Annotated in this window: 17 protein-coding genes and 1 riboswitch; of the genes, 16 read left to right on the top strand and 1 reads right to left on the bottom strand. The window is 38.8% G+C overall.

The window, feature by feature from the left end; genetic code table 11:
- Window positions 1-290: 290 nt before the first annotated feature.
- The 9 genes from miaB (at window position 291) to spoVK (ending at window position 11768) form a co-directional block, all read left to right on the top strand.
- Window positions 291-1820, top strand: coding sequence for a tRNA (N6-isopentenyl adenosine(37)-C2)-methylthiotransferase MiaB (gene miaB, locus OK414_RS21505; protein ID WP_013084741.1), 1530 nt, complete (start codon window positions 291-293; stop codon window positions 1818-1820).
- A gap of 1 nt (window position 1821) precedes the next feature.
- Entirely contained in the window at window positions 1822-2253 is a 432-nt protein-coding gene (locus OK414_RS21500; RefSeq protein ID WP_013058797.1) for a RicAFT regulatory complex protein RicA family protein, read from the top strand.
- Between the two features lie 225 nt (window positions 2254-2478).
- Entirely contained in the window at window positions 2479-3024 is a 546-nt protein-coding gene (locus OK414_RS21495; RefSeq protein ID WP_013058796.1) for an outer spore coat protein CotE, read from the top strand.
- 177 nt (window positions 3025-3201) lie between these two features.
- Window positions 3202-4599 carry an amino acid permease gene (locus OK414_RS21490; RefSeq protein WP_013084740.1) on the top strand — a complete coding sequence of 466 codons (1398 nt, stop codon included), beginning with the start codon at window positions 3202-3204 and terminating at the stop codon, window positions 4597-4599.
- A 163-nt stretch (window positions 4600-4762) separates the two neighbouring features.
- Window positions 4763-7420 carry a DNA mismatch repair protein MutS gene (gene mutS / locus OK414_RS21485; RefSeq protein ID WP_263045042.1) on the top strand — a complete coding sequence of 886 codons (2658 nt, stop codon included), beginning with the start codon at window positions 4763-4765 and terminating at the stop codon, window positions 7418-7420.
- An 18-nt stretch (window positions 7421-7438) separates the two neighbouring features.
- A complete protein-coding gene (gene mutL, locus OK414_RS21480; protein ID WP_263045041.1) occupies window positions 7439-9316 on the top strand; it encodes a DNA mismatch repair endonuclease MutL in 1878 nt (625 codons plus the stop codon).
- Window positions 9317-9416: 100 nt separating this feature from the next.
- Window positions 9417-10367, top strand: coding sequence for a tRNA (adenosine(37)-N6)-dimethylallyltransferase MiaA (gene miaA / locus OK414_RS21475; protein ID WP_034654991.1), 951 nt, complete (start codon window positions 9417-9419; stop codon window positions 10365-10367).
- 32 nt (window positions 10368-10399) lie between these two features.
- Window positions 10400-10624 (top strand): RNA chaperone Hfq, encoded by a 225-nt coding sequence (gene hfq, locus OK414_RS21470; protein ID WP_013058791.1) that lies wholly within the window; start codon window positions 10400-10402, stop codon window positions 10622-10624.
- A gap of 187 nt (window positions 10625-10811) precedes the next feature.
- Window positions 10812-11768 (top strand): stage V sporulation protein K, encoded by a 957-nt coding sequence (gene spoVK / locus OK414_RS21465; RefSeq protein ID WP_016765353.1) that lies wholly within the window; start codon window positions 10812-10814, stop codon window positions 11766-11768.
- Between the two features lie 35 nt (window positions 11769-11803).
- Here spoVK and OK414_RS21460 read toward each other — a convergent pair whose 3' ends face one another.
- Window positions 11804-12415 (bottom strand): trimeric intracellular cation channel family protein, encoded by a 612-nt coding sequence (locus tag OK414_RS21460; protein ID WP_013058789.1) that lies wholly within the window; start codon window positions 12413-12415, stop codon window positions 11804-11806.
- Window positions 12416-12692: 277 nt separating this feature from the next.
- On the opposite strand from OK414_RS21460, the gene hflX reads away from it, so the two are divergent.
- From hflX to OK414_RS21425, 7 genes are all read left to right on the top strand, one after another.
- A complete protein-coding gene (hflX, locus tag OK414_RS21455) occupies window positions 12693-13955 on the top strand; it encodes a GTPase HflX (RefSeq protein ID WP_080743228.1) in 1263 nt (420 codons plus the stop codon).
- Between the two features lie 14 nt (window positions 13956-13969).
- Window positions 13970-15232 carry an aminotransferase class I/II-fold pyridoxal phosphate-dependent enzyme gene (locus OK414_RS21450; RefSeq protein WP_263045152.1) on the top strand — a complete coding sequence of 421 codons (1263 nt, stop codon included), beginning with the start codon at window positions 13970-13972 and terminating at the stop codon, window positions 15230-15232.
- A gap of 190 nt (window positions 15233-15422) precedes the next feature.
- Window positions 15423-15830, top strand: a complete 408-nt coding sequence (locus tag OK414_RS21445; RefSeq protein WP_013058786.1) for a MerR family transcriptional regulator — start codon at window positions 15423-15425, stop codon at window positions 15828-15830.
- Between the two features lie 83 nt (window positions 15831-15913).
- Window positions 15914-17248: a type I glutamate--ammonia ligase gene (glnA, locus tag OK414_RS21440; RefSeq protein WP_013084732.1), complete on the top strand. Its 1335-nt coding sequence runs from the start codon at window positions 15914-15916 to the stop codon at window positions 17246-17248.
- Window positions 17249-17976: 728 nt separating this feature from the next.
- Window positions 17977-19035, top strand: coding sequence for an N-acetylmuramoyl-L-alanine amidase (locus OK414_RS21435; RefSeq protein ID WP_034649290.1), 1059 nt, complete (start codon window positions 17977-17979; stop codon window positions 19033-19035).
- Between the two features lie 191 nt (window positions 19036-19226).
- A riboswitch (cyclic di-AMP (ydaO/yuaA leader) is annotated at window positions 19227-19369 on the top strand.
- 162 nt (window positions 19370-19531) lie between these two features.
- The gene (locus OK414_RS21430; protein WP_263045040.1) at window positions 19532-21358 is read left to right on the top strand and encodes an APC family permease; all 1827 of its coding nucleotides are present in this window, start codon (window positions 19532-19534) and stop codon (window positions 21356-21358) included.
- Window positions 21359-21467: 109 nt separating this feature from the next.
- A complete protein-coding gene (locus OK414_RS21425) occupies window positions 21468-22445 on the top strand; it encodes a cation diffusion facilitator family transporter (protein ID WP_016765348.1) in 978 nt (325 codons plus the stop codon).
- Window positions 22446-22468 lie beyond the last annotated feature (23 nt).

The raw sequence follows: 22468 nt of genomic DNA, 5'->3' as shown, positions 1-22468 counted from the left end.
AGCGGTGTAATAAGCGAATTTCTATGAGCTCTTTTATCCCGTTTGTTCGTCTCTAAAATAGAATAATTTAGTTATGTATCAATCTCTTCTTGTGATTTAAGAAATGTTTCGAAAGCCGAATGGAATTTTAACGAAACAGGTATAGAAAATAGGTATATGATTGTGTTCGCTACTTGAAAGTTATATACTATGTTAATGTGATGAGTTTTATGCATAAGCATAGGGCTGTCACATTTTTTGCGATTTACAGGTGCAACGTGACAATTGTCATGGTGAAAGGAGATTTTTTTATGAACGAAAAACAACGTTTAGAAAGCAACCAAGTTAATCCAGCGGACAAAAAATCCGAAAAGGATTACAGCAAATATTTTCAAACAGTATACATGCCACCTTCTTTAAAAGATGCGAAAAAACGAGGAAAAGAAGAAGTTTCCTATCACAATGATTTTGCAATCGATGAACAGTTTCATGGAATGGGACAGGGACGTAAGTTTTATATCCGTACGTACGGCTGTCAAATGAATGAGCACGATACAGAAGTAATGGCTGGTATTTTTCTAGGCCTTGGCTACGAGCCAACTGACTCTGTTGAAGATGCTCATGTTATTTTATTGAATACGTGTGCGATCCGTGAAAATGCGGAGAATAAAGTGTTTGGTGAATTAGGACACTTGAAGGCCTTAAAGCGCGAGCGCCCTGAGCTATTAATCGGCGTCTGCGGGTGTATGTCTCAAGAAGAGTCAGTTGTAAATAAAATTTTACAAAAACATCAGCACGTGGATATGATTTTTGGTACACACAACATTCACCGTTTGCCTCACATTTTAAACGAAGCATACTTAGCAAAAGAAATGGTGATTGAAGTATGGTCTAAAGAAGGGGACGTTATTGAAAACCTTCCAAGAGCACGCAAAGGCAGCGTCAAAGCATGGGTTAACATCATGTACGGCTGTGACAAGTTCTGTACGTACTGTATCGTTCCGTATACGCGAGGAAAAGAACGAAGCCGCCGTCCAGAAGACATTATCCAAGAAGTACGTCACTTAGCTGCTCAAGGCTACAAAGAAATTACGCTTTTAGGTCAAAACGTTAATGCATACGGAAAAGATTTTGAAGACATAACGTACGGCCTAGGCGACTTAATGGACGAAATCCGTAAAATTGACGTTGCTCGTATCCGTTTTACAACAAGTCATCCTCGTGACTTTGATGACCGTTTAATTGAAGTTCTTGCTAAAGGCGGAAATCTTGTCGACCACATTCACTTGCCTGTTCAATCAGGAAGCAGCGATATCTTAAAAATTATGGCACGAAAATATTCTCGTGAACATTATTTAGAGCTTGTTCGTAAAATTAAAGAAGCCATTCCAACAGCATCCTTAACAACTGATATTATTGTTGGTTTCCCAAATGAAACGGATGAGCAGTTTGAAGAAACAATGTCGCTATATCGTGAGGTTGAATTTGATAGTGCTTATACATTTATTTATTCACCTCGTGAAGGTACGCCAGCTGCTAAGATGCAAGACAACGTACCAATGGAAGTGAAAAAAGAGCGTCTTCAGCGCTTAAATGCTCTTGTAAATGAAATTTCTGCAAAGAAATTGAAGGAATATGAAGGTAAAGTTGTCGAAGTATTAGTAGAAGGTGAAAGTAAAAATAATCCGGAAGTATTAGCAGGCTACACGGAAAAAAGTAAGCTTGTAAACTTCAAAGCACCTAAGTCAGTGATTGGGCAACTTGTAAAAGTAAAAGTTACAAAAGCCAAAACATGGACATTAAACGGGGAAATGGTAGAAGAAACAGCAGAGGTGAAGTAATATGGCGCAGTATAACAAGAGTGACGTAATTAAACGTGCTCAAGAGCTGGCAAAAATGATTGCTGAAACGGAAGAAGTAGATTTCTTCAAGCGTGCCGAAGCTCAGCTTAACGAAAATCAAAAAGTGCGTGAAACCATTGCAAGCATTAAAAGTTTGCAAAAACAAGCTGTTAATTTCCAACATTATGGTAAAACAGAAGCGTTAAAACAAGTGGAGGCAAAAATCGATCGTTTACAGGAAGAGTTGGATGAACTGCCGATTATTCAGCAGTTTCAAGAGTCTCAAATAAACGTGAATGATTTGCTTCAACTTGTTGCTAACACTATTTCAAACACAGTAACGGATGAAATTATTGTGTCAACAGATGGTGACTTACTGCGCGGTGAAACAGGTTCACAGGTGCGAAACAGCCCTGGATCTAGCTGCTCATAAAGAAAAAATGCCTCAGCAATTTGCTGAGGCATTTTTTTGTGCATTCCGTGGCATAAAAATTGGGCAGATTTTCTCTCTAATAATTGTCACGTTTTTCTATATCCTTGCATACAATGGAACATAGGTTTTTTATGCCTTAAACCTAGTTTCTTAAAAATAATGTGCAAACAAGTGAATGAGCCTGCATAGGATGAAATGAAGATAGTTTGAGGAGGGTATGCTCACATGTCACAACACTATAGAGAAATTATTACAAAAGCAGTCGTAGGTAAAGGTCGCAAGTTTACACAATCGTCTCATACGCTTGCACCGAAAAATCGACCAACAAGCATCTTAGGGTGCTGGGTGATTAACCATGAGTACAAAGCAAAGAAAAGCGGCAGCAATGTAGAAGTTGACGGCAGATATGATATTAATATTTGGTATTCGTACAATAATAATACAAAAACCGAAGTTTGGACGGAAACCGTATCATACAAAGATAATATTAAGCTGCGCTATAAAGATGAAGATTCGATTGGAGACGATTACGAAGTAATTGTTCGCGTGCTGCAGCAGCCAAATTGCCTAGAGTGCACAATTTCACCAAATGGCAATAAAACGATTGTTCAAGTAGAGAGAGAATTGTTGGCGGAAGTGATTGGTGAAACAAAGGTTTGTGTTGCAGTAAATCCGAAAGGCTGCGATGATGAAGACGAGTTTGATTTAGACGTAGATGACGATGAATTTGAAGATTTGGATCCTGATTTTATATTAGGGGACGATGAGTAACTAGGAAGAAGTTCTTCCTAGTTTTTTTATTTTTACTATTTTAAGAAAATTCTTATAAAAACAAAAAAATATATTGCTTTTTGTCGAATGCGCAGTGTATAGTAAATCTAAAGAAAATAATGCATTAATTTTCAGAAAATTTAGTTATATCAGATAAGTATTTTTTGGGGGGTTACTATGAGCTTATTTCGTAAAAAATCAATTCAAACGTTAATTAGTGAAACCAACTCTAAAGGTGTTAAATTAAAAAAGGATTTAGGCGCTTTCGATTTAACAATGTTAGGGATTGGAGCCATTATCGGAACCGGGATTTTTGTATTAACGGGCGTAGCCGCCGCTGAACATGCCGGTCCAGCTTTAGTTATATCTTTCATTATGTCAGGACTTGCGTGTGTGTTTGCAGCTCTTTGTTATGCAGAGTTTGCCTCAACAGTTCCCGTTTCAGGAAGTGCATACACTTACAGTTATGCAACATTTGGTGAATTAATCGCTTGGATTTTAGGGTGGGATCTTATCTTGGAATACGGTCTTGCTTCTTCTGCTGTAGCCAGCGGATGGTCCGGGTATTTCCAAGGATTATTAGCAGGGTTTGGCATACATTTTCCAAAAGCTTTAACAAGTGCATATAATCCTGCAAACGGCACTTATATTGATATTCCAGCAATTATGATCGTATTTTTAATCACATTACTTTTAACGCAAGGAGTAAAAAAATCTTCACGTTTTAATGCTATCATGGTTATTATTAAACTGGCTGTTGTACTTCTGTTTATCGGGGTAGGAGTTAGCTATGTTAAACCAGAAAACTGGACGCCGTTTATGCCGTTTGGTTTCTCGGGAGTAGCGACTGGAGCAGCAACTGTATTCTTCGCCTACATTGGGTTTGATGCTGTAGCAACAGCGGCCGAGGAAGTACGCAAGCCTCAGCGGGATATGCCAATCGGAATTATCGCATCTCTTGCGATTTGTACAGTCCTTTATATCGTCGTATCGCTTATCTTAACAGGAATCGTACCTTATACAGAATTAAATGTTAAAAACCCTGTAGCGTTTGCTTTAAGCTACATTAACCAAGACTGGGTAGCAGGATTTATTTCATTAGGCGCAATTGTTGGTATTACAACGGTATTACTCGTTATGATGTATGGACAAACTCGTTTATTTTATGCGATCAGTCGAGATGGTCTATTGCCAAAGCCTTTTTCAAAAATCAGTGAGAAAAAACAAACGCCGGTAGTAAATACGTGGATTACATGTTTACTAGTATCCATCTTCTCTGGTTTAGTACCATTAGGAAGATTAGCTGAGTTAACAAACATCGGTACTCTTTTTGCTTTCATGACCGTATCAATTGGAATTTTATATTTACGTAAATCAAAACAAACTTCAGAATCGACTGGTTTCCGTGTACCGTTCGTGCCGGTGATTCCAATTTTAGCTTTTGTGTTCTGTTTATACTTAGCACTTCAGCTTCCAAAGTTAACATGGATTAGTTTCGTAATTTGGCTTGTATTAGGGCTAGTGGTTTACTTCTTATACGGACGTAAGCATAGTCATTTGAACAGCAGTAAATAATGAAAAGCTTCGGACAAGCTTCTTCCTTCGTCCGAAGCTTTTTTATTTGTTTTATGAAAAGAAATTGAAGATTGTTCTATTTGAATAAATTAAGTTTAAGAAAGACTTATGTTATAATACGTGTAGCAAAAACGCACAACTAGATGTGGTATGGAGGAATAGTATGGCAGCGTATACGCCAATGATACAGCAATATTTGAGAATTAAGGCAGAGTATCAAGATGCCTTTGTGTTTTTTAGATTAGGTGATTTTTATGAAATGTTCTTTGAAGATGCTACGACAGCTTCTCAAGAACTTGAAATAACATTAACAAGCCGAGACGGAGGAGGACAAGAGAGAATTCCGATGTGCGGGGTTCCGTATCACTCTGCTCCTACGTATATCGAGCGTTTAATTGAAAAGGGATTTAAAGTAGCTATTTGTGAGCAAGTAGAAGACCCTAAGCATGCAAAAGGTGTTGTAAAGCGGGAAGTGGTGCAGGTGATTTCACCCGGAACACTGATGAACGAACGCGGACTGCATGAAAAGGAAAATAACTATATTTGTTCTGTTACTGCGTTCGAGGATCAAACGTTTGGTCTTGCTCTTTCTGATTTGTCTACAGGAGAAAACAGCGTAACGCTTGTTAGTTCGTTTCACGATATAGTCTCAGAGATTTATGCAAAAGAAGCAAAAGAAGTCGTTGTAAGCTCTGAGTTTCCTGCTGACTTATTACAAACACTAAAAGAGCGCATGACGATTACCATTTCTTATGAGAATAGTACAGAGCAAGTAGAAGGACTAGATTATTTAGTAGAGTCGCTTCAGCAGCAAAAGCTTATCACAACGTTTGCGCGTATTCTTCAGTATTTAACTCGCACGCAGAAGCGTTCGCTTGAACACTTACAGCCCGTGCAGTTTTATCAAATCAATGAATATATGAAAATTGATTTGTTCTCTAAGCGAAACTTAGAGTTAACCGAAACGATTCGTTCAAAAGGAAAGAAAGGCTCGCTTCTATGGTTATTAGACCAGACCGTTACGGCAATGGGCGGCCGTTTATTAAAAAATTGGATTGACCGTCCGCTTTTAAAACAAGCGGATATTGATAATCGTTTGAATATGGTAGATGTCTTAATGAAACAGTTTTTTGAACGAGAAGAACTGCGTGAGTTGCTAAAAGACGTATATGATTTAGAACGCTTAGCTGGTCGAGTCGCTTTTGGTAATGTAAATGCTCGTGATTTAATTCAATTAAAAAAATCATTGCAAAATGTACCTCATATTCAAGAGGTTGTGAATCGTTTGAATCATCCTTATGCGACAAAGCTTGTTGAAGACATTGATCCTTGTGAGCGATTAGCTAATCTTCTTGAAAGAGGATTAAAAGAGCACCCTCCTTTGTCAATTAAAGAAGGAGACATTATTAATGACGGCTATCATGAACAGCTTGACCAATACCGAGATGCAAGCCGAAACGGAAAAACGTGGATTGCGTCACTTGAACAGCAAGAGCGTGAGAAAACAGGGATTCGCTCACTGAAAATTGGTTATAATCGCGTGTTCGGCTATTATATAGAAGTAACGCGGGCAAATCTGCATCTTTTGCCTGAAGGAATGTATGAACGAAAACAGACGTTAACCAATGCAGAACGTTTTATTACGCCTGAGCTGAAAGAAAAAGAAGCGCTGATTTTAGAAGCGGAAGAGAAAATTGTAGAGCTGGAATATGAATTGTTTTTACAAATCCGTGAGGAAGTAAAAGCATATATCCCAAGGCTGCAAGAACTCGCTAAAAAAGTAAGTGAGCTTGATGTACTGCAGTGCTTTGCAAAAATCAGTGAAGAACGTCATTACACGAAGCCTATTTTTTCAAGTGAAGATATTTCGATTCAAAATGGACGCCATCCAGTGGTAGAAAAAGTAATGAATTCGCAGGAATATGTGCCAAACGACTGTCAAATGACGGATGATAGTTCAATTTTACTGATTACAGGACCCAATATGTCTGGTAAAAGTACGTACATGCGCCAGGTCGCTTTAACGGCGATATTAGCTCAAATTGGCTGTTTTGTGCCAGCAGACGAAGCGGTTCTGCCGATTTTTGATCAAGTATTTACACGTATCGGAGCAGCCGATGACTTAATTTCAGGTCAAAGTACGTTTATGGTCGAGATGCTAGAAACGAAAAATGCAGTGACAAATGCAACTCAGTCGAGTCTAATTCTATTAGATGAAATTGGACGCGGCACGTCTACGTATGACGGAATGGCTCTTGCTCAAGCAATTATTGAATACGTTCATGAACATATTGGCTGTAAGACCCTATTTTCTACTCATTATCATGAATTAACCGTACTCGATGAGTCGCTTCCTGCGCTTAAAAATGTTCATGTAAGCGCGGTTGAAAAAAATGGGAAAGTCGTCTTTTTACACAAAATCAAAGATGGTGCTGCAGATAAAAGTTATGGTATTCACGTAGCGGAACTAGCAGAACTTCCAGATCCTCTTCTAGAGCGAGCTCGCGTCATCTTACACGACTTAGAACAATCTTCTGAGCGTGAACCTGTACGTCAGACTCCAAAAAGAGAAGAGATGACACAACAAGTTCCACAAGAAGGTGCTTCTTTGGTTCAAGAAGAACGTGCAGATAATAAAAAAGCAGATGAAGCCAATCAGCTTTCGTTCTTTGAAATAGAAGAGAAAAAAGAAAAGCCTGCGCTTTCGAAACGGGAAAAAGCAATTATAGATCGTTTAAAAGAGCTGGATATTTTAGAAATGACGCCTTTAGACGCAATGAATGCGATGTATGAACTGCAAAAATCATTAAAGAAGAAATAGATTGAGAGGAGTGAGTCTGTGGGTAAAATTGTGCAGCTTTCAGACGAACTTTCAAATAAAATTGCTGCCGGAGAGGTTGTTGAACGACCTGCTTCGGTGGTGAAAGAACTAGTCGAAAATGCTATTGATGCAAACAGTACAGTTATTGAAATTGAGCTAGAAGAAGCTGGGCTTTCAAAAATTCGTATATTGGATAATGGAGACGGCATTGCTTCTGAAGACTGCTTGACCGCTTTTAAAAGACATGCGACAAGTAAAATCAAAACAGAACAAGATTTATTTCGAATTCGAACGTTAGGATTTCGCGGTGAAGCTTTGCCAAGTATTGCTTCAGTTTCAATGCTTGAACTCAAAACGAGTACGGGAGAAGAAGCCGGCACTCATCTTAAACTTAGAGGCGGAGAAATCGTTCATCACGAATTAACGTCAAGCCGAAAAGGTACCGAACTTGTTATTGAAAACTTATTTTTCAACACACCTGCACGTTTGAAATATATGAAGACGGTAAACACGGAGCTTGGTAACGTAACGGATGTCGTCAATCGTCTTGCGATGTCTCATCCTGAAGTTTCAATTCGGCTGATGCATCAAGGAAGACAGCTTCTGTATACGAACGGAAGCGGAGATGTGCGCCAAGTGCTTGCCGCTATTTATGGAATGGCAGTAGCCAAAAAAATGATTCCGATTAACGTTCAGTCACTTGATTATGAAGTGAATGGTTACGTCGCTCTTCCTGAAATTACAAGAGCTTCTCGTAACTATATGTCCACCATTATTAACGGTCGGTTTGTTAAAAACTACGGGCTGTTAAAAGCGGTACAGCAGGGCTATCATACCCTTTTACCTATCGGCCGTTTTCCAATCGTGTTTTTAACCATTACAATGGACCCTTTGTTAGTGGACGTGAATGTTCATCCAGCGAAACTAGAAGTGCGCTTAAGTAAAGAAGCGGAGCTGTTTGAGCTTATTGAACAAGGAGTGAAAGCTGCTTTTAAAAAGCAGCAGTTAATTCCGGATGCTGTAGTACCAACTAAGTCAAAATCTGCTGTTCAGCCAACTGAGCAGCAGACCTTTACATTTGATCATCAGTCTAAAACGTCTGGCTATCAGCCCTCTAATACGGTTCGCGAACCTAGTTTTAAGGAGGCTCCGGCTCGTGTAGACGAGATTATGCCGCCTGTTAAAACTGAGGTCATACGTCAAGATGAAGAACTCCAACCAACGTTTCGAGAAATAGAACACTATGAAGAATCGGTGGAAGAAAACGCTCCTATTCCAGAACCGAACTATTCAGCCGAAGATCAGCCAGAACCGCGTGTTCCTGCGATGTACCCAATTGGTCAAATGCACGGAACGTATATTTTGGCACAAAATGAAAAAGGATTATTTATTATTGATCAGCACGCGGCGCAGGAGAGAATTAAGTACGAATATTTTAAGCGAAAGCTCGGAGAAGTAGATTCAGAAGTTCAAGAACTGCTTATGCCGCTTACGCTAGAGTTCTCGGGAAATGAAGCCTTGATTTTAGAAGAATACAAAGACATGCTTGCTGAAGTAGGAGTCTTCTTAGAACCGTTTGGACAAAACTCCTATATAGTTCGTTCGCATCCGCAGTGGTTTCCAAAAGGAGAGGAACAGGAAACCATTGAAGAAATGATTCAGCAAATCTTTACCATGAAACGAGTCAATATCGAAAAGTTACGAGAAGAAGCGGCTATTATGATGAGCTGTAAAGGATCGATTAAAGCGAATCATCATTTGCGAAACGATGAGATTTTTGCTTTACTTGAAACGTTGAGAAAAACTACGGATCCATTTACGTGTCCGCACGGACGACCAATTATTATTCATCATTCGACGTATGAAATGGAAAAAATGTTTAAGCGAGTGATGTAGGCAATGCGGCTAGCTGCAGCTAGCCGTTTTGTTGAATAAATCATCACCATTTGGATAAAATGGAATGATGTGAATGCCTATAGATGAAAGTAGTGTTGTTATGACGGGAGAGAAACCAAAACTTATTGTCATTATTGGACCAACTGCGGTTGGTAAAACAAAATTAAGCATTGAACTTGCCAAACAGTTAGACGGAGAAATTATTTCAGGTGATTCGATGCAAATTTATAAAGGGATGGATATCGGAACAGCAAAGGTGTCAGAAGAAGAGATGCAGGGGGTTCCCCATTACCTGATCGATATTAAGGAGCCGGATGAATCGTTTTCTGTGGCAGAATTTCAAGAGATTGTAAGAAAACAAATCGATGATATTCATGCTAGAGGAAAAATGCCGATGATTGTTGGAGGGACGGGTCTTTATATTCAATCCGTTATTTATGATTATCAGTTCACAGAAACTCCTAGTGATGAAAAAGTTCGTGAACGAATGGAAGTATTTATTGAAGCTCATGGCATCGATCCCCTGCATGAAAAGCTCAAAGAAATTGACCCAGACAGTGCGGCTGCTATTCATAAAAATAACCATCGCCGTGTAATTCGAGCGCTTGAAGTTTATGAAGTAACCGGCAAAAAATTCAGTGACTATACAAAAGAACAGTCGCAAGAGTTATTATACGATGTAACCATTATTGGACTTACAATGGATAGAGACGTATTATATGAGAGAATTAATCACCGAGTCGATATGATGATGCAGGCTGGACTGCTTGAGGAAGTTAAATCATTGTACGAAAGTGGTCTGCATGATGTACAATCAATTCAAGCTATCGGCTACAAAGAGCTTTATGCTTATTTTGAGGGACGCTGTACGCTCGAAGAAGCCGTTGAACAGTTGAAACAAAATTCACGCAGATATGCAAAGCGTCAGTTAACGTGGTTTCGAAATAAAATGCCTGTAAAATGGATAGAGATGGAAGTTGACAAATTTCCCGAAAAGTTTGCTGAAATTTTTACATATATTGCAGGAAAGCTGAAGAAAGAAGCGAATTAAGTAAACAGATAGAGAAACGAGGAGGCCGAATAATGAAACAATCAGTTAATATTCAAGATCAATTTTTAAATCAATTACGTAAAGAAAATATCTATGTGACAGTATTTCTTTTAAATGGTTTTCAATTAAGAGGACTAATTAAAGGATTTGATAATTTTACTGTGTTAATTGAATCTGAAGGAAAACAGCAGCTGATTTATAAACATGCGATTTCGACATTTGTACCAAATAAAAATATTACAGTAGAACTTGAATAGAGATTAAAGAGAAGCATCCGCATATTCGGATGCTTTTTTTATGTAAATAAAGGCTTAGAAAAGTTTCTTAACATTGTTTTTACTCATTGAACATAAACCTTATAATAGACGATTATTTCTTCGGTAATAAGGGATCATTGTCTTCGTATCGTTCATCGCATGCAGCTATGCGATACAGAGAAGTGGGATGAAACGAGAGGTGAACATGGTGGAACAGCCGATAACTCTTAAAAATAATGGGCAAATTAATATCATTTTAAATAATGAAACAAAAAAGGAAAAATCGTATACGACATCAATTCCGCGTCCTGCCAAAAAAGCTGTCATAAATCATGAGCCGCTTCGGGAAATTGAACGAGAAATGAGCGGACTGGTTGGAATGGAAGAATTGAAAAAAATGATAAAAGAAATATATGCGTGGTTATATATTAACAAAAAAAGAGAGGAACAGGGCTTAAAAGCGGGAAAGCAGGCGCTGCATATGATGTTTAAAGGAAATCCAGGAACAGGGAAAACGACGGTAGCCCGCCTGCTAGGTAAATTATTTTTGAATATGAACATCTTGTCTAAAGGACATTTAATTGAAGCAGAGCGGGCAGATTTAGTTGGAGAATACATTGGTCATACCGCTCAGAAAACGAGAGATCTTGTAAAAAAAGCGCTTGGAGGTATTTTATTTATTGATGAGGCTTATTCTCTTGCAAGAGGAGGAGAAAAAGATTTTGGAAAAGAAGCGATTGATACATTGGTTAAACATATGGAAGATTCAAATGATAAGTTTGTATTGATTTTAGCTGGTTATCCAAGAGAAATGGAAAATTTCTTAAGTCTTAATCCAGGGCTGCGCTCTAGGTTTCCGTTTATTTTTGATTTTCCGGATTATGATGTCAATGAACTGATGGACATTGCCGGTCACATGATGAATGACAGGCAGTATCAGTTTAGTACAGAGGCCTATAAAAAGCTAAAAGATCATTTTATGGACGTGAAGTACAATCAGACGCCTAGGGATTTTAGTAACGGTAGATATGTGCGAAACATTATCGAACGTTCCATACGTACTCAATCCATGAGGCTTTTAGAAGAAGAAAGCTTTGAGCGCAACGAGCTTCTAACTTTAACGTCAAGCGATATTCAGCTGTAAAAAAAAGCCTTTCGTTACGAAAGGCTTTTTTTTTTCTACATATTTGGTTGTCGAATCGTTTTGATCGGCAGGCGCCATTTGTAAATATATGAACACATCCGAAGACCTACAAGTAAGATAAATAACGTATAAAGTTCTACAGGCGTATTTGTAATATGCAGCCCTACGCTAAATCCTGCGATAATCGCCCATACCGCATAAATTTCATCTTTAAGAACAGTAGGCTTTCGGCGTGCTAATAAATCTCGGATAATTCCCCCGCCGCTTCCTGTTAAGACCGCAGCTACAATAACCGCGCTAAGCGGATGGTTCATATGAGTGGCATAAAGCGCTCCTTGAATCGCGAATGCTGCAAGGCCAATGGCGTCCGAAAAGTTTCCCCATCGCTTCCAATGTTTTAAGATATTGTTTGGAAATAAAAAAGTGGCAGTGATAGATAATAAAGCAATCTGAAAAAAGAGTCCTTGTTCCCAAAGGGCAGACACCGGTACACCAATAAGCAGGTTTCGAATGGCTCCTCCGCCAAAAGCCGTTACAATTCCCAGTATGTAAACGCCTAAAATATCATACTCCTCTTCCATGGCAATGAAAGCTCCGCTGATTGCAAAGGCAATCGTTCCAATAATGCTAAGTACGTCCCAAGTCATGATGCTATCCCCTTTATTCTGTTTTCACCAAGTAGCGACTATTATTTTAAAATCAGGCAGCCTGATTCAAATTTCGATAAGTAAACCAATTCAAATTGTATACAGAATTTCGTGATATTTCAATGTTTTTTTAATCATCGTTTTATAGATTTTAAAAAGGGTGTTAAACTAGTAAAAGACAATGTATTCTGTCTCTTTTGCAAAGATGGAGAAATGGACATTTTTTTGATATGATATGAATGATTTGTCAATTTAATAGTAAGGGAAGGAAAAATCTTTGACAGCAGAAATGAATACTGAACTTGAACGCGTAATTTTAGTCGGATGTCAGCTTCATGACGATGACGAACGTTTTGAATATTCAATGGATGAGCTAGCATCTTTAACTGAGACTGCAAAAGGCGAAGTGCTGGTAAGGTTAACGCAAAAGCGCGATCGCATTCATCCAGCTACTTATATTGGAAAAGGGAAAGTAGAAGAACTTGTGGCTCTTGAAGAAGAGTTAGAGCCTGATTTAATTGTATTTAATGATGAATTGTCACCGAGTCAAATCCGCAATTTGTCAGCAGGGTTATCTGCGCGTGTTATTGACCGTACGCAGCTGATTTTGGATATCTTCGCACAGCGTGCTCAAACGCGAGAAGGAAAAATGCAGGTGGAACTGGCTCAATTAAATTATCTGCTGCCTAGGTTAGTAGGACAAGGTACCGCTTTGTCACGTCTTGGAGGCGGAATTGGAACAAGAGGTCCTGGTGAAACGAAACTTGAAAGTGACCGCAGACATATTCGCCGTAAAATTGATGAAATTAAGCGTCAGTTAAAGACAGTGGTAAGTCACCGCGAACGTTATCGAGAAAGACGTAAGCGTAATCATGTCTATCAAATTGCAATTGTGGGCTATACGAACGCTGGTAAATCGACGATCTTTAACCGCTTAACAGAGGCGGGTATTTTTGAAGAAAATCAGCTGTTTGCAACTCTTGATCCAACGACAAGACAGTATACGCTTCCGTCAGGACTAACGGCTCTTTTAACGGATACGGTTGGATTTATTCAAGATCTTCCAACAACGTTAGTAGCCGCGTTCCGTTCAACACTTGAAGAAGTAACCGAAGCTGACCTTGTTCTGCACGTGGTAGATTCTTCTAATCCAGATTACAACAACCACGAAAAAACAGTGCATCGCTTACTAGAAGAGCTGAACGTAACGGACATTCCGATGCTGACAGTTTACAATAAAGAAGATATGCAGCATGAACTATTTGTCCCATCCGCTTCCACATCTTTATCAATGAGCGCTTTTAAAGCTACTGATTTAGTGAAGCTTGGAGAAAGAATTCAAGAAGAAATGAAAAAAGAAATGGCGTTTTTTCATGTGCTGCTGCCGGCTTATGAAGGAAAAATGCTCGCTGAACTCAAAACGGTCTCTATTCTTGAGTCGTTAAAATTTAATGAAGAAACTGAGAAGTATCAGTGCAAAGGGTATATTGCAAAAGAGCATCCCCTTTACAAAAAGCTACAAACGTTTGAAGAAAGTTGAGGAACAAAGAAATGATGTTTGATCAGTTAAAAAACGGGGCACACATTCGGGAACTTGCTGCAAAAGTAGAAAAACAAATTAAGCCTGTACATGAGAAAATTGACGAGCGCATTGAAGCAAATCAATTTCGGGTGCTGCAAAGCTTTCAGCAAAATCGAGTGAGTGATTCACATTTTAATCCGACAACGGGGTATGGATATGACGATCTAGGCCGCGATACGTTGGAGAAAGTATACGCGGACGTTTTTGGAACAGAAGCTTGCCTGGTGCGTCCGCAAATTATTTCAGGTACGCACGCAATTGGTATATCGCTGTTTGGTGTACTGCGTCCTGGAGATGAACTATTATATATAACTGGAAAGCCTTATGACACTCTTGAAGAAATTGTTGGTATACGAGGAAGCGGCGTAGGCTCTTTAAAAGAATATAATATTAGCTATAAATCAGTAGATTTAACAGCGCAAGGTCAAGTGGATTTTGAAGAAGTGAAAGCGTCTATTCATGAGCACACAAAGATGATAGGCATTCAGCGCTCAAAAGGTTACGGCATTCGCCCTTCTTTTACAGTCGCGCAAATAAAAGAAATGATTTCTTTTGTAAAGAGTATTAAGCCTGACGTTATAGTATTTGTCGATAACTGCTACGGTGAATTTGTAGAAACAATCGAGCCAACGCATGTAGGAGCAGATTTGATGGCGGGGTCGCTCATTAAGAACCCTGGTGGAGGTCTTGCTAAAATCGGCGGCTATATTGCAGGACGAAAAGACCTAGTGGAAGCTTGTTCATACCGAATGACAACTCCTGGAATCGGTGCAGAAGCTGGAGCGACGCTGTATAGCTTGCAAGAAATGTATCAAGGTTTCTTTTTGGCTCCGCACGTAGTCGGTCAAGCATTAAAAGGAGCGGTTTTCTCATCCGCTATGTTCGAAAAGCTAGGGATGCAAAGTGAACCGAAGTGGAACAGTGAACGAACGGATTTAATTCAATCCGTGCAGTTCGATGACCGTGATAAGATGGTTTCTTTTTGTCAGGCTATTCAATTTGCTTCGCCAATTAATTCACACGTAACGGCCTATCCTGCTTATATGCCAGGGTACGAAGATGATGTGATTATGGCAGCTGGAACGTTTATACAAGGAGCAAGCCTTGAGCTGACGGCAGATGGACCTATCAGGCCTCCTTATGTTGCTTACGTGCAGGGCGGGTTAACGTATGCTCACGTAAAAGTAGCAATATGCATGGCAGTAGATCAAATGCTGACGAAAGAACTTTTATAAAATATAAGATAGAAAGACTATTTTCTCCCCGCTAAGAAAGAAAAGATAGGCTTATAAAAATAAACGAAGCGCTATTTATTTGTATAGAAGAAATGTTCAGAAAAATTTATGTTAGAATTACTAACATTCGGTTGACAGGTGAACTAACATAGCATACAATGTAAATAGTTAATCCAAAGGAGGAACTGAAATGAGTGACAACATTCGAAGAAATACGCCACTTTTCCCAATTGGAATTGTGATGCAGTTAACTGAGTTGTCGGCTCGCCAAATTCGCTACTATGAAGAACATGAATTAGTTGCACCAGTAAGAACAGAGGGAAATCGACGATTATTCTCATTTAACGATGTTGATAAGCTGCTTGAAATCCGTGATCTTATTGAACAAGGTGTGAACTTAGCAGGTGTAAAACAGCTGTTTCATCTTCAAAAGGAGCAAAAAGGGCATAAGCAAGAAGAAAAAGTTGTGGCAGCAACAGCAAAGCCAGAATTAACGGACGATGAATTGCGAAAAATGCTTCGTGCAGAACTTATGCAAGCAGGCCGTTTTAATCGAGCAACTTTAAATCAAGGAGATATGTCCAGGTTCTTTCATTAATAAAGTTATCAATATTTATGCCGTTCGTATATGAGTGGTATAGATTATAAATATTATATAGAGATTTAGGGGAGGATCACACGATGGCAAAGTACACAAAAGAAGATATTTTCCGCAAAGTTCAAGAAGAGAATGTAAAGTATATTCGTCTTCAGTTCACTGACATTTTAGGAACAATTAAAAACGTTGAAATTCCAGTAAGTCAACTAGAAAAAGCGTTAGACAACAAAATGATGTTTGACGGTTCTTCTATTGAAGGGTTTGTACGTATTGAAGAATCAGATATGTACCTATTCCCGGACATTGATACATTTGTTATTTTCCCTTGGACATCTGAAAAAGGTAAAGTAGCACGTTTTATTTGTGACATCTACAATGCAGATAGAACTCCGTTTGATGGCGATCCACGTAATAACTTAAAACGTGTGTTAAAAGAGATGGAAGAGTTAGGATTTACTGACTTTAACCTTGGACCTGAGCCAGAGTTCTTCTTATTCAAATTAGACGAAAAAGGCGAACCTACATTAGAATTAAATGATAAAGGTGGCTACTTCGACTTAGCGCCAACTGACCTTGGTGAAAACTGCCGTCGTGACATCGTATTAGAGCTTGAAGAAATGGGCTTTGAAATTGAAGCATCTCACCATGAGGTAGCTCCTGGACAACACGAGATTGACTTCAAATATGCTGCTGCATTAAAAGCTTGTGATGATATCCAAACGTTCAAACTTGTTGTAAAAACAATTGCACGTAAACATGGCTTACATGCTACATTCATGCCAAAACCATTATTTGGTGTGAATGGTTCAGGTATGCACTGTAACGTTTCATTATTTAAAGATGGTCAAAACGCATTTTATGATGAAAACGGTAATCTAGAGCTAAGTGATACTGCTCGTCAATTTATCGCAGGTATCATCAAGCATGCACACAGCTTTACAGCAGTAACAAATCCTACTGTAAACTCTTATAAGCGTCTAGTACCTGGATATGAGGCTCCTTGTTATGTTGCATGGTCTGCTCGCAACCGTAGCCCATTAATCCGTATCCCAGCTTCTCGCGGCGTAGGAACTCGTGTTGAGGTACGTAGCGTAGACCCAGCTGCTAATCCATATTTAGCAATGGCTGTTCTATTAAAAGCTGGTTTAGATGGAATCAAGAACAACCTTGAAGCTCCAAAACCTATCGATCGTAATATCTATGTAATGACAAAAGAAGAGCGTGTTGAAGAAGGTATCGTAGATTTACCTGCAACATTAGCTCAAGCTTTAGATAGCTTCCAATCAAACGAAGTTATGGTTTCTGCATTAGGTGAACACTTAGCAGAGCACTTCGTTGAAGCGAAAGAAATCGAATGGGATATGTTCCGTACACAAGTTCATCCTTGGGAACGTGACCAATACATGAGCCAATATTAATTCCTAAAAGTCCGAGAGATCGTTTATACGTTCTCTCGGACTTTTTTGTTTTTCAAAATGAATAACATTGCGCATATTAAATATCGAACTAAGCTGTTTATAAAACAAGTATAACTGCCTGTCGTAAAATTTACGGGAGGATTTTTGTTGTTTTGTTATATACAGGAAAGAATTTGGTTATATGAATTAAAAAGGATAAGCTTTTTGTCTCATTGAATCTATATGTAAAAGTAGTGTATAACAGATAGAGAGATTGTTTATGTGTTCACTCTGCACTTCAGTATAACTTCAGAGAATTTTCAGCCAGTCGTAGTGTCATTAGAAAATACTGTTGGAGAGGAATGGAATAAAAATGCAAGAAGGAAATTTTTTCAAAGGTTTAGTAATAGGCATATTAATAAGCATTCCAATTTGGACTATTCTCATTGTTATAGGTATCCTGCTTTTTAAGTAGCTCCAAATCTAATAATAAAATAGACAATACTTTCCTCATAGTGTATACTTTAAATGAAAATGATAATTATTATCATTAAATCAACAAATCAACACTCTGCATATAGCTGTCACTCCTTGAGAGCTACCCTTATTCAGTATTCTGTCTATAAAGCAGAATAACCCGTTACCATTAGGCAGCGGGTCTTTTTTTAGTGATTTTTCACCTGGTAGGCTAGTATACGTAGCACTTTTTTCGCTCGTGCATATGTTAACAATAAGGAGGGACAAGTAATATGAAAAAAATCTATCTTGATGCAGGACATGGTGGGGCAGATGTAGGAGCAGTTGGAGCGAACGGACTGTATGAAAAAAACTTAGTTTTAAAAATTCAACAATATTTAATAAGCTATTTAAATAGCATGTACAGTGATTTTACGATTAAAACCACTCGTACCACAGATGTTTTTTTATCGTTATCTCAGCGAGCTTCTCAAGCTAATTCGTGGGGCGCAGATGCGTTTATGTCTATTCACGTAAATGCCGGTGGAGGAACAGGATACGAAGATTATGTTTATAGAAGCGCTAGCAATGCCAGTAAAACGTTTCAATCGATTGTGCACGGTCAAGTACAGCCAACGCTGCTGTCGTATAATCATCCGAATCGCGGACGAAAATCAGCCAATTATGCGGTGCTTCGCTTAACAAATATGCCTGCAGTACTCACTGAAATAGCTTTTATTGATAGGAGCGCCGATGCAGCACTTCTTCAAAATGAAGCTTTTTTAAAAAGTATGGGTGAATCGTATGCTAAAGGAATTGCCGTATATTTAAATTTACCTCGGCGTGCAGTTCCAAATCCATCACCATCTCCAACACCGACACCGACACCAAATCCATCACCTTCTGAACCAGGTACAAAAACGTATACGATCAAGCAAGGAGATACGCTGTACAGTATTGCACAGAAGTACGGAATAACAGTACAAGCGCTGCAAGAAGCAAATAAAGGGCTTTCTGATCCTTTAACCCTACAGGTTGGAAAAACAATTGTTATTCCTTCAGGAACTTCACCAAACCCATCTCCAACACCGTCACCAACTCCACCTTCGGAACAGTATCCACTTCCAAATGGAATTTTAAAACAAGGTGATTCTGGAGAAGCCGTGAAACAGCTTCAAAAAGCATTAAACGCAGTTAATTTTAAAGTAGGGTCAGTAGACGGAATATATGGAGTTCAAACGAAAGATGCAGTCAGACGTTTTCAGCTTGTGTATCTTCCTTATGATGTGGATGGCATTTATGGTCCTCAAACGAAAAACAAGCTAGCAGCCGTTTTAAAAGCAAAAAGTTAAAGCAAAAAAGTCTTCTGTACGCGGGCAGAAGACCTTTTGTTTTTCTGTTAAAAGTGCCTTAAGCACTATTTTATGGTTTGCGTAAAATAATGCTTTACAAACCATTTGTACGGGAGTATATTATCTAAGAACAAAGGATAGTTATGAAAGAAACATGTTATCGATCATACCCTTTAACCGAAAATTATATTGACCTGTTATCGCTTAATTCGTCAGAAGTGGGGGACCCAAATTTGTGCATTGTCACTTGGGGTGAATCCTTTTTTTAAAAGGTAGGGCTACTCTCATAGCCCGAATCCGACAGCTAACCCCATAAGCGTTTTGGAGAGGAGGTTTAAGCTGTGTAAAAACGCTGAGAACCCTTAGTGTTTTTTTTGTGCGCTTTTTTAACATAAAAAGGTACTTTTTAGGGATAATATCACTTATTTATGAACTTGTAACGGAGCTTAGCAATGAACAGTAAATAGTAGCTAAGCAATCATCGGAGGGAAATTACGTGAACTATTCAGTTCTCAAAAGATTATTGATTGGAAAGCCGCTTAAAACAAAAGAGTTAGGCGACCAAAAACTTAGTAAGCTTAAAGCACTGGCTATTTTATCATCAGATGCCTTATCTTCAGTGGCTTATGGAACAGAACAAATTTTGATTGTACTTGCAACAGTCGGCGTCCTTGCCTATTGGTATTCGATTCCAATTGCGCTTGGGGTATTGGTTCTGCTGACGGCTTTAATTCTTTCATATCGCCAAATTATTTATGCGTATCCGCAAGGCGGAGGAGCTTATATTGTTTCGAAAACCAATTTAGGGGAAAATCCCGGGCTTATCGCTGGGGGATCATTGTTGGTGGATTATATTTTAACAGTTGCTGTGAGTGTTTCAGCAGGAACCGATGCTTTAACTTCGGCTTTTCCCGCGCTGCATCATTACAATGTAGTAATTGCGTGTTTGCTGGTGATTTTTATTACCGTCTTAAATTTACGTGGTGTAACAGAATCCGCTTCCGTATTAGCTTATCCGGTTTATTTATTTGTTATTGCTCTTATTTTGTTAATAGCGGTAGGCTTATTTAAAATAGCGACGGGTCAAGTTTCACCTGAGCTGCATCCATCTCTAGGTACAGTAGTGCCAGGTATTAGTTTGTTTTTATTATTAAAAGCTTTTTCATCAGGCTGTTCCGCATTGACAGGTGTAGAAGCTATTTCAAATGCAGTGCCTAACTTTAAAGAGCCAGGTGCAAAAAATGCTGTTCATACATTAATGCTGATGGGCGGTATTTTAGCCGTTTTATTTTCTGGCATCACGTTTTTAGCTTATTGGCTTGGCATTTCTCCAAAAGCAGATGAAACGGTTGTATCACAAATTGCATCGAGTGTGTTTGGACGAAATGGATTTTATTATTTTATTCAAGGCACAACAGCTCTAATTCTAGTGCTAGCGGCGAATACGGGCTTTTCAGCTTTCCCTTTGCTGGCTGTCAACTTATCGTCTGATAAATACATGCCAAGAATGTTTCAAATTCGTGGCGATCGATTAGGCTATTCAAATGGAATTGTGACCCTTGGAATTGCTTCTACTGTCTTAATTGTAGCTTTTAAAGGAGCGACTGAACAATTAATTCCTCTTTATGCAGTCGGGGTGTTTATTCCATTTACGCTTTCTCAAACAGGCATGATTGTCAAATGGCTTAGAGAAAAGCCGGCCGGCTGGCAAGGGAAGCTAACCATTAACTTAATTGGTGCCCTCATTACCTTAACGGTGCTAATTATTTTGTTTACAACGAAGTTTTCACAAGTATGGTCCGTGCTCATTTTCTTACCGGTTATTGTCTATATTTTCCATCGAATTCATACGCATTATGAAGCGGTAGGAGAGCAGCTTCGCATTAAGCAAGGAGAAAAGATTGGAAAGCTTGAAGGAAGTGTGGTCATTGTTCCTGTAGCAGGAATGACAAAGGTAGTAGAAAATTCATTAAATTATGCAAGAACGATTGGCGATACCGTTATTGCAGTGCATGTGGCCTTTGATCGAGAAAGCGAAAAGAGAATGGAAGAGAAGTGGGAGAAGTGGCAGCCTGATATTCGTATTGTTACGTTTCATTCTCAATACCGCAGCTTAGTGCGGCCGCTGTTTCGATTCATCGATATGGCTGAGGAAAAAGCTCGGGAAAATAATATGGCTATTACGGTCGTTATTCCGCAATTCATTACGAAAAAAAGCTGGCAAAATATCCTTCACAACCAGTCCAGTCTGTTGTTAAAAGCACATTTGCTTTACCGTAAAAATGTAATTGTTACAACTGTACCGTACCGTTTTAAAAAATAATGAAACATGACTAAAAACCTCCAACTTGTATGTTGGAGGTTTTTAATTTTTAAATTCACATACACTAACCGTAATCGAATCTCATCAAAGGCGCAAACGGAGGGATTGTATGAGTGAATTAATTAAATTGTTGCGAAAGGGAAATAAATCAGCCATCATGGCCGCTGTAGTTAATACCATTATCTCTATCATTAAAGGTATTGCCTTCGCTTTAACAGGGAATGTAGCAATGTTTGCTGAAACGATGCACAGCTTAGGCGATGCAGCTAATCAGTTTTTTGTCTTTATAGGTTCGGCATTAAGTAAAAAAGCCCCTACCAAACGATTTCCAAACGGTTTCGGCCGATTGGTTAATCTTGTTCTATTAGGAGCGGTTCTTGTAGTAGGGATTATGGCGTTTGAAACGATTAAAGAAGGATATCACCATATTCTTCATCCCACGAAGTCTTCAGGCTTTATTTTAAATATTGCAGTACTTGGCATCTCGGTGTTACTTGAGATGTTTGTCCTATTTAAGGCAATGAAAGAAATTTTGCACGATGTCGGAATGAATACTGCAGAGGTCAATGTTTTTACCCAAAGCTTTGTTCATTTAAGGAAAGCAAAGCCAGCAACCAAGCTGGTCTTTATGGAAGATCTGGTAGCTACTGGAGGAGGCGTATTGGCGTTAATAGCCGTTTTCATTTCACGGTTTACACCTTTTCACCAAGCTGAAGGAATTGCTTCTATTTTAATTGGGCTTATGATGTTTTTTGTGGTAGGACGAGTATTTTTAGATAATGCTGCTGGAGCGCTTGGTGAAGCAGATAAAGAAATGGAAATAAAAATTGGCGCGATTGTCATGCAAGATGTACAAGTGCGTGATATTCAAACATTAATGGTGATGAAAGAAGGAGAAGAGCTTCACGTTGAATTAAAAGTAGAAATTGATCCTTCTTTAACAGTGGCAGAAGCTGATGACATTAAAGATCGTCTGGAAAATCGTATTTTACAGGAAAAAGGAGTAACGGATGTCATTATTGAATTTGATGAAGATGATGGAATTCCGGACTGGGCGCCAAGTGATTTACAGCTTCAAAAAGAATAAAAGCAAGGAAGAAAACAACTGTT

The organism is Priestia sp. JV24, from assembly GCF_025910025.1.
Classification (GTDB): domain Bacteria; phylum Bacillota; class Bacilli; order Bacillales; family Bacillaceae_H; genus Priestia; species Priestia megaterium.
Note: the sequence above shows the minus strand (reverse complement) of the source record. Positions and strands in the feature narration are given on the sequence as shown.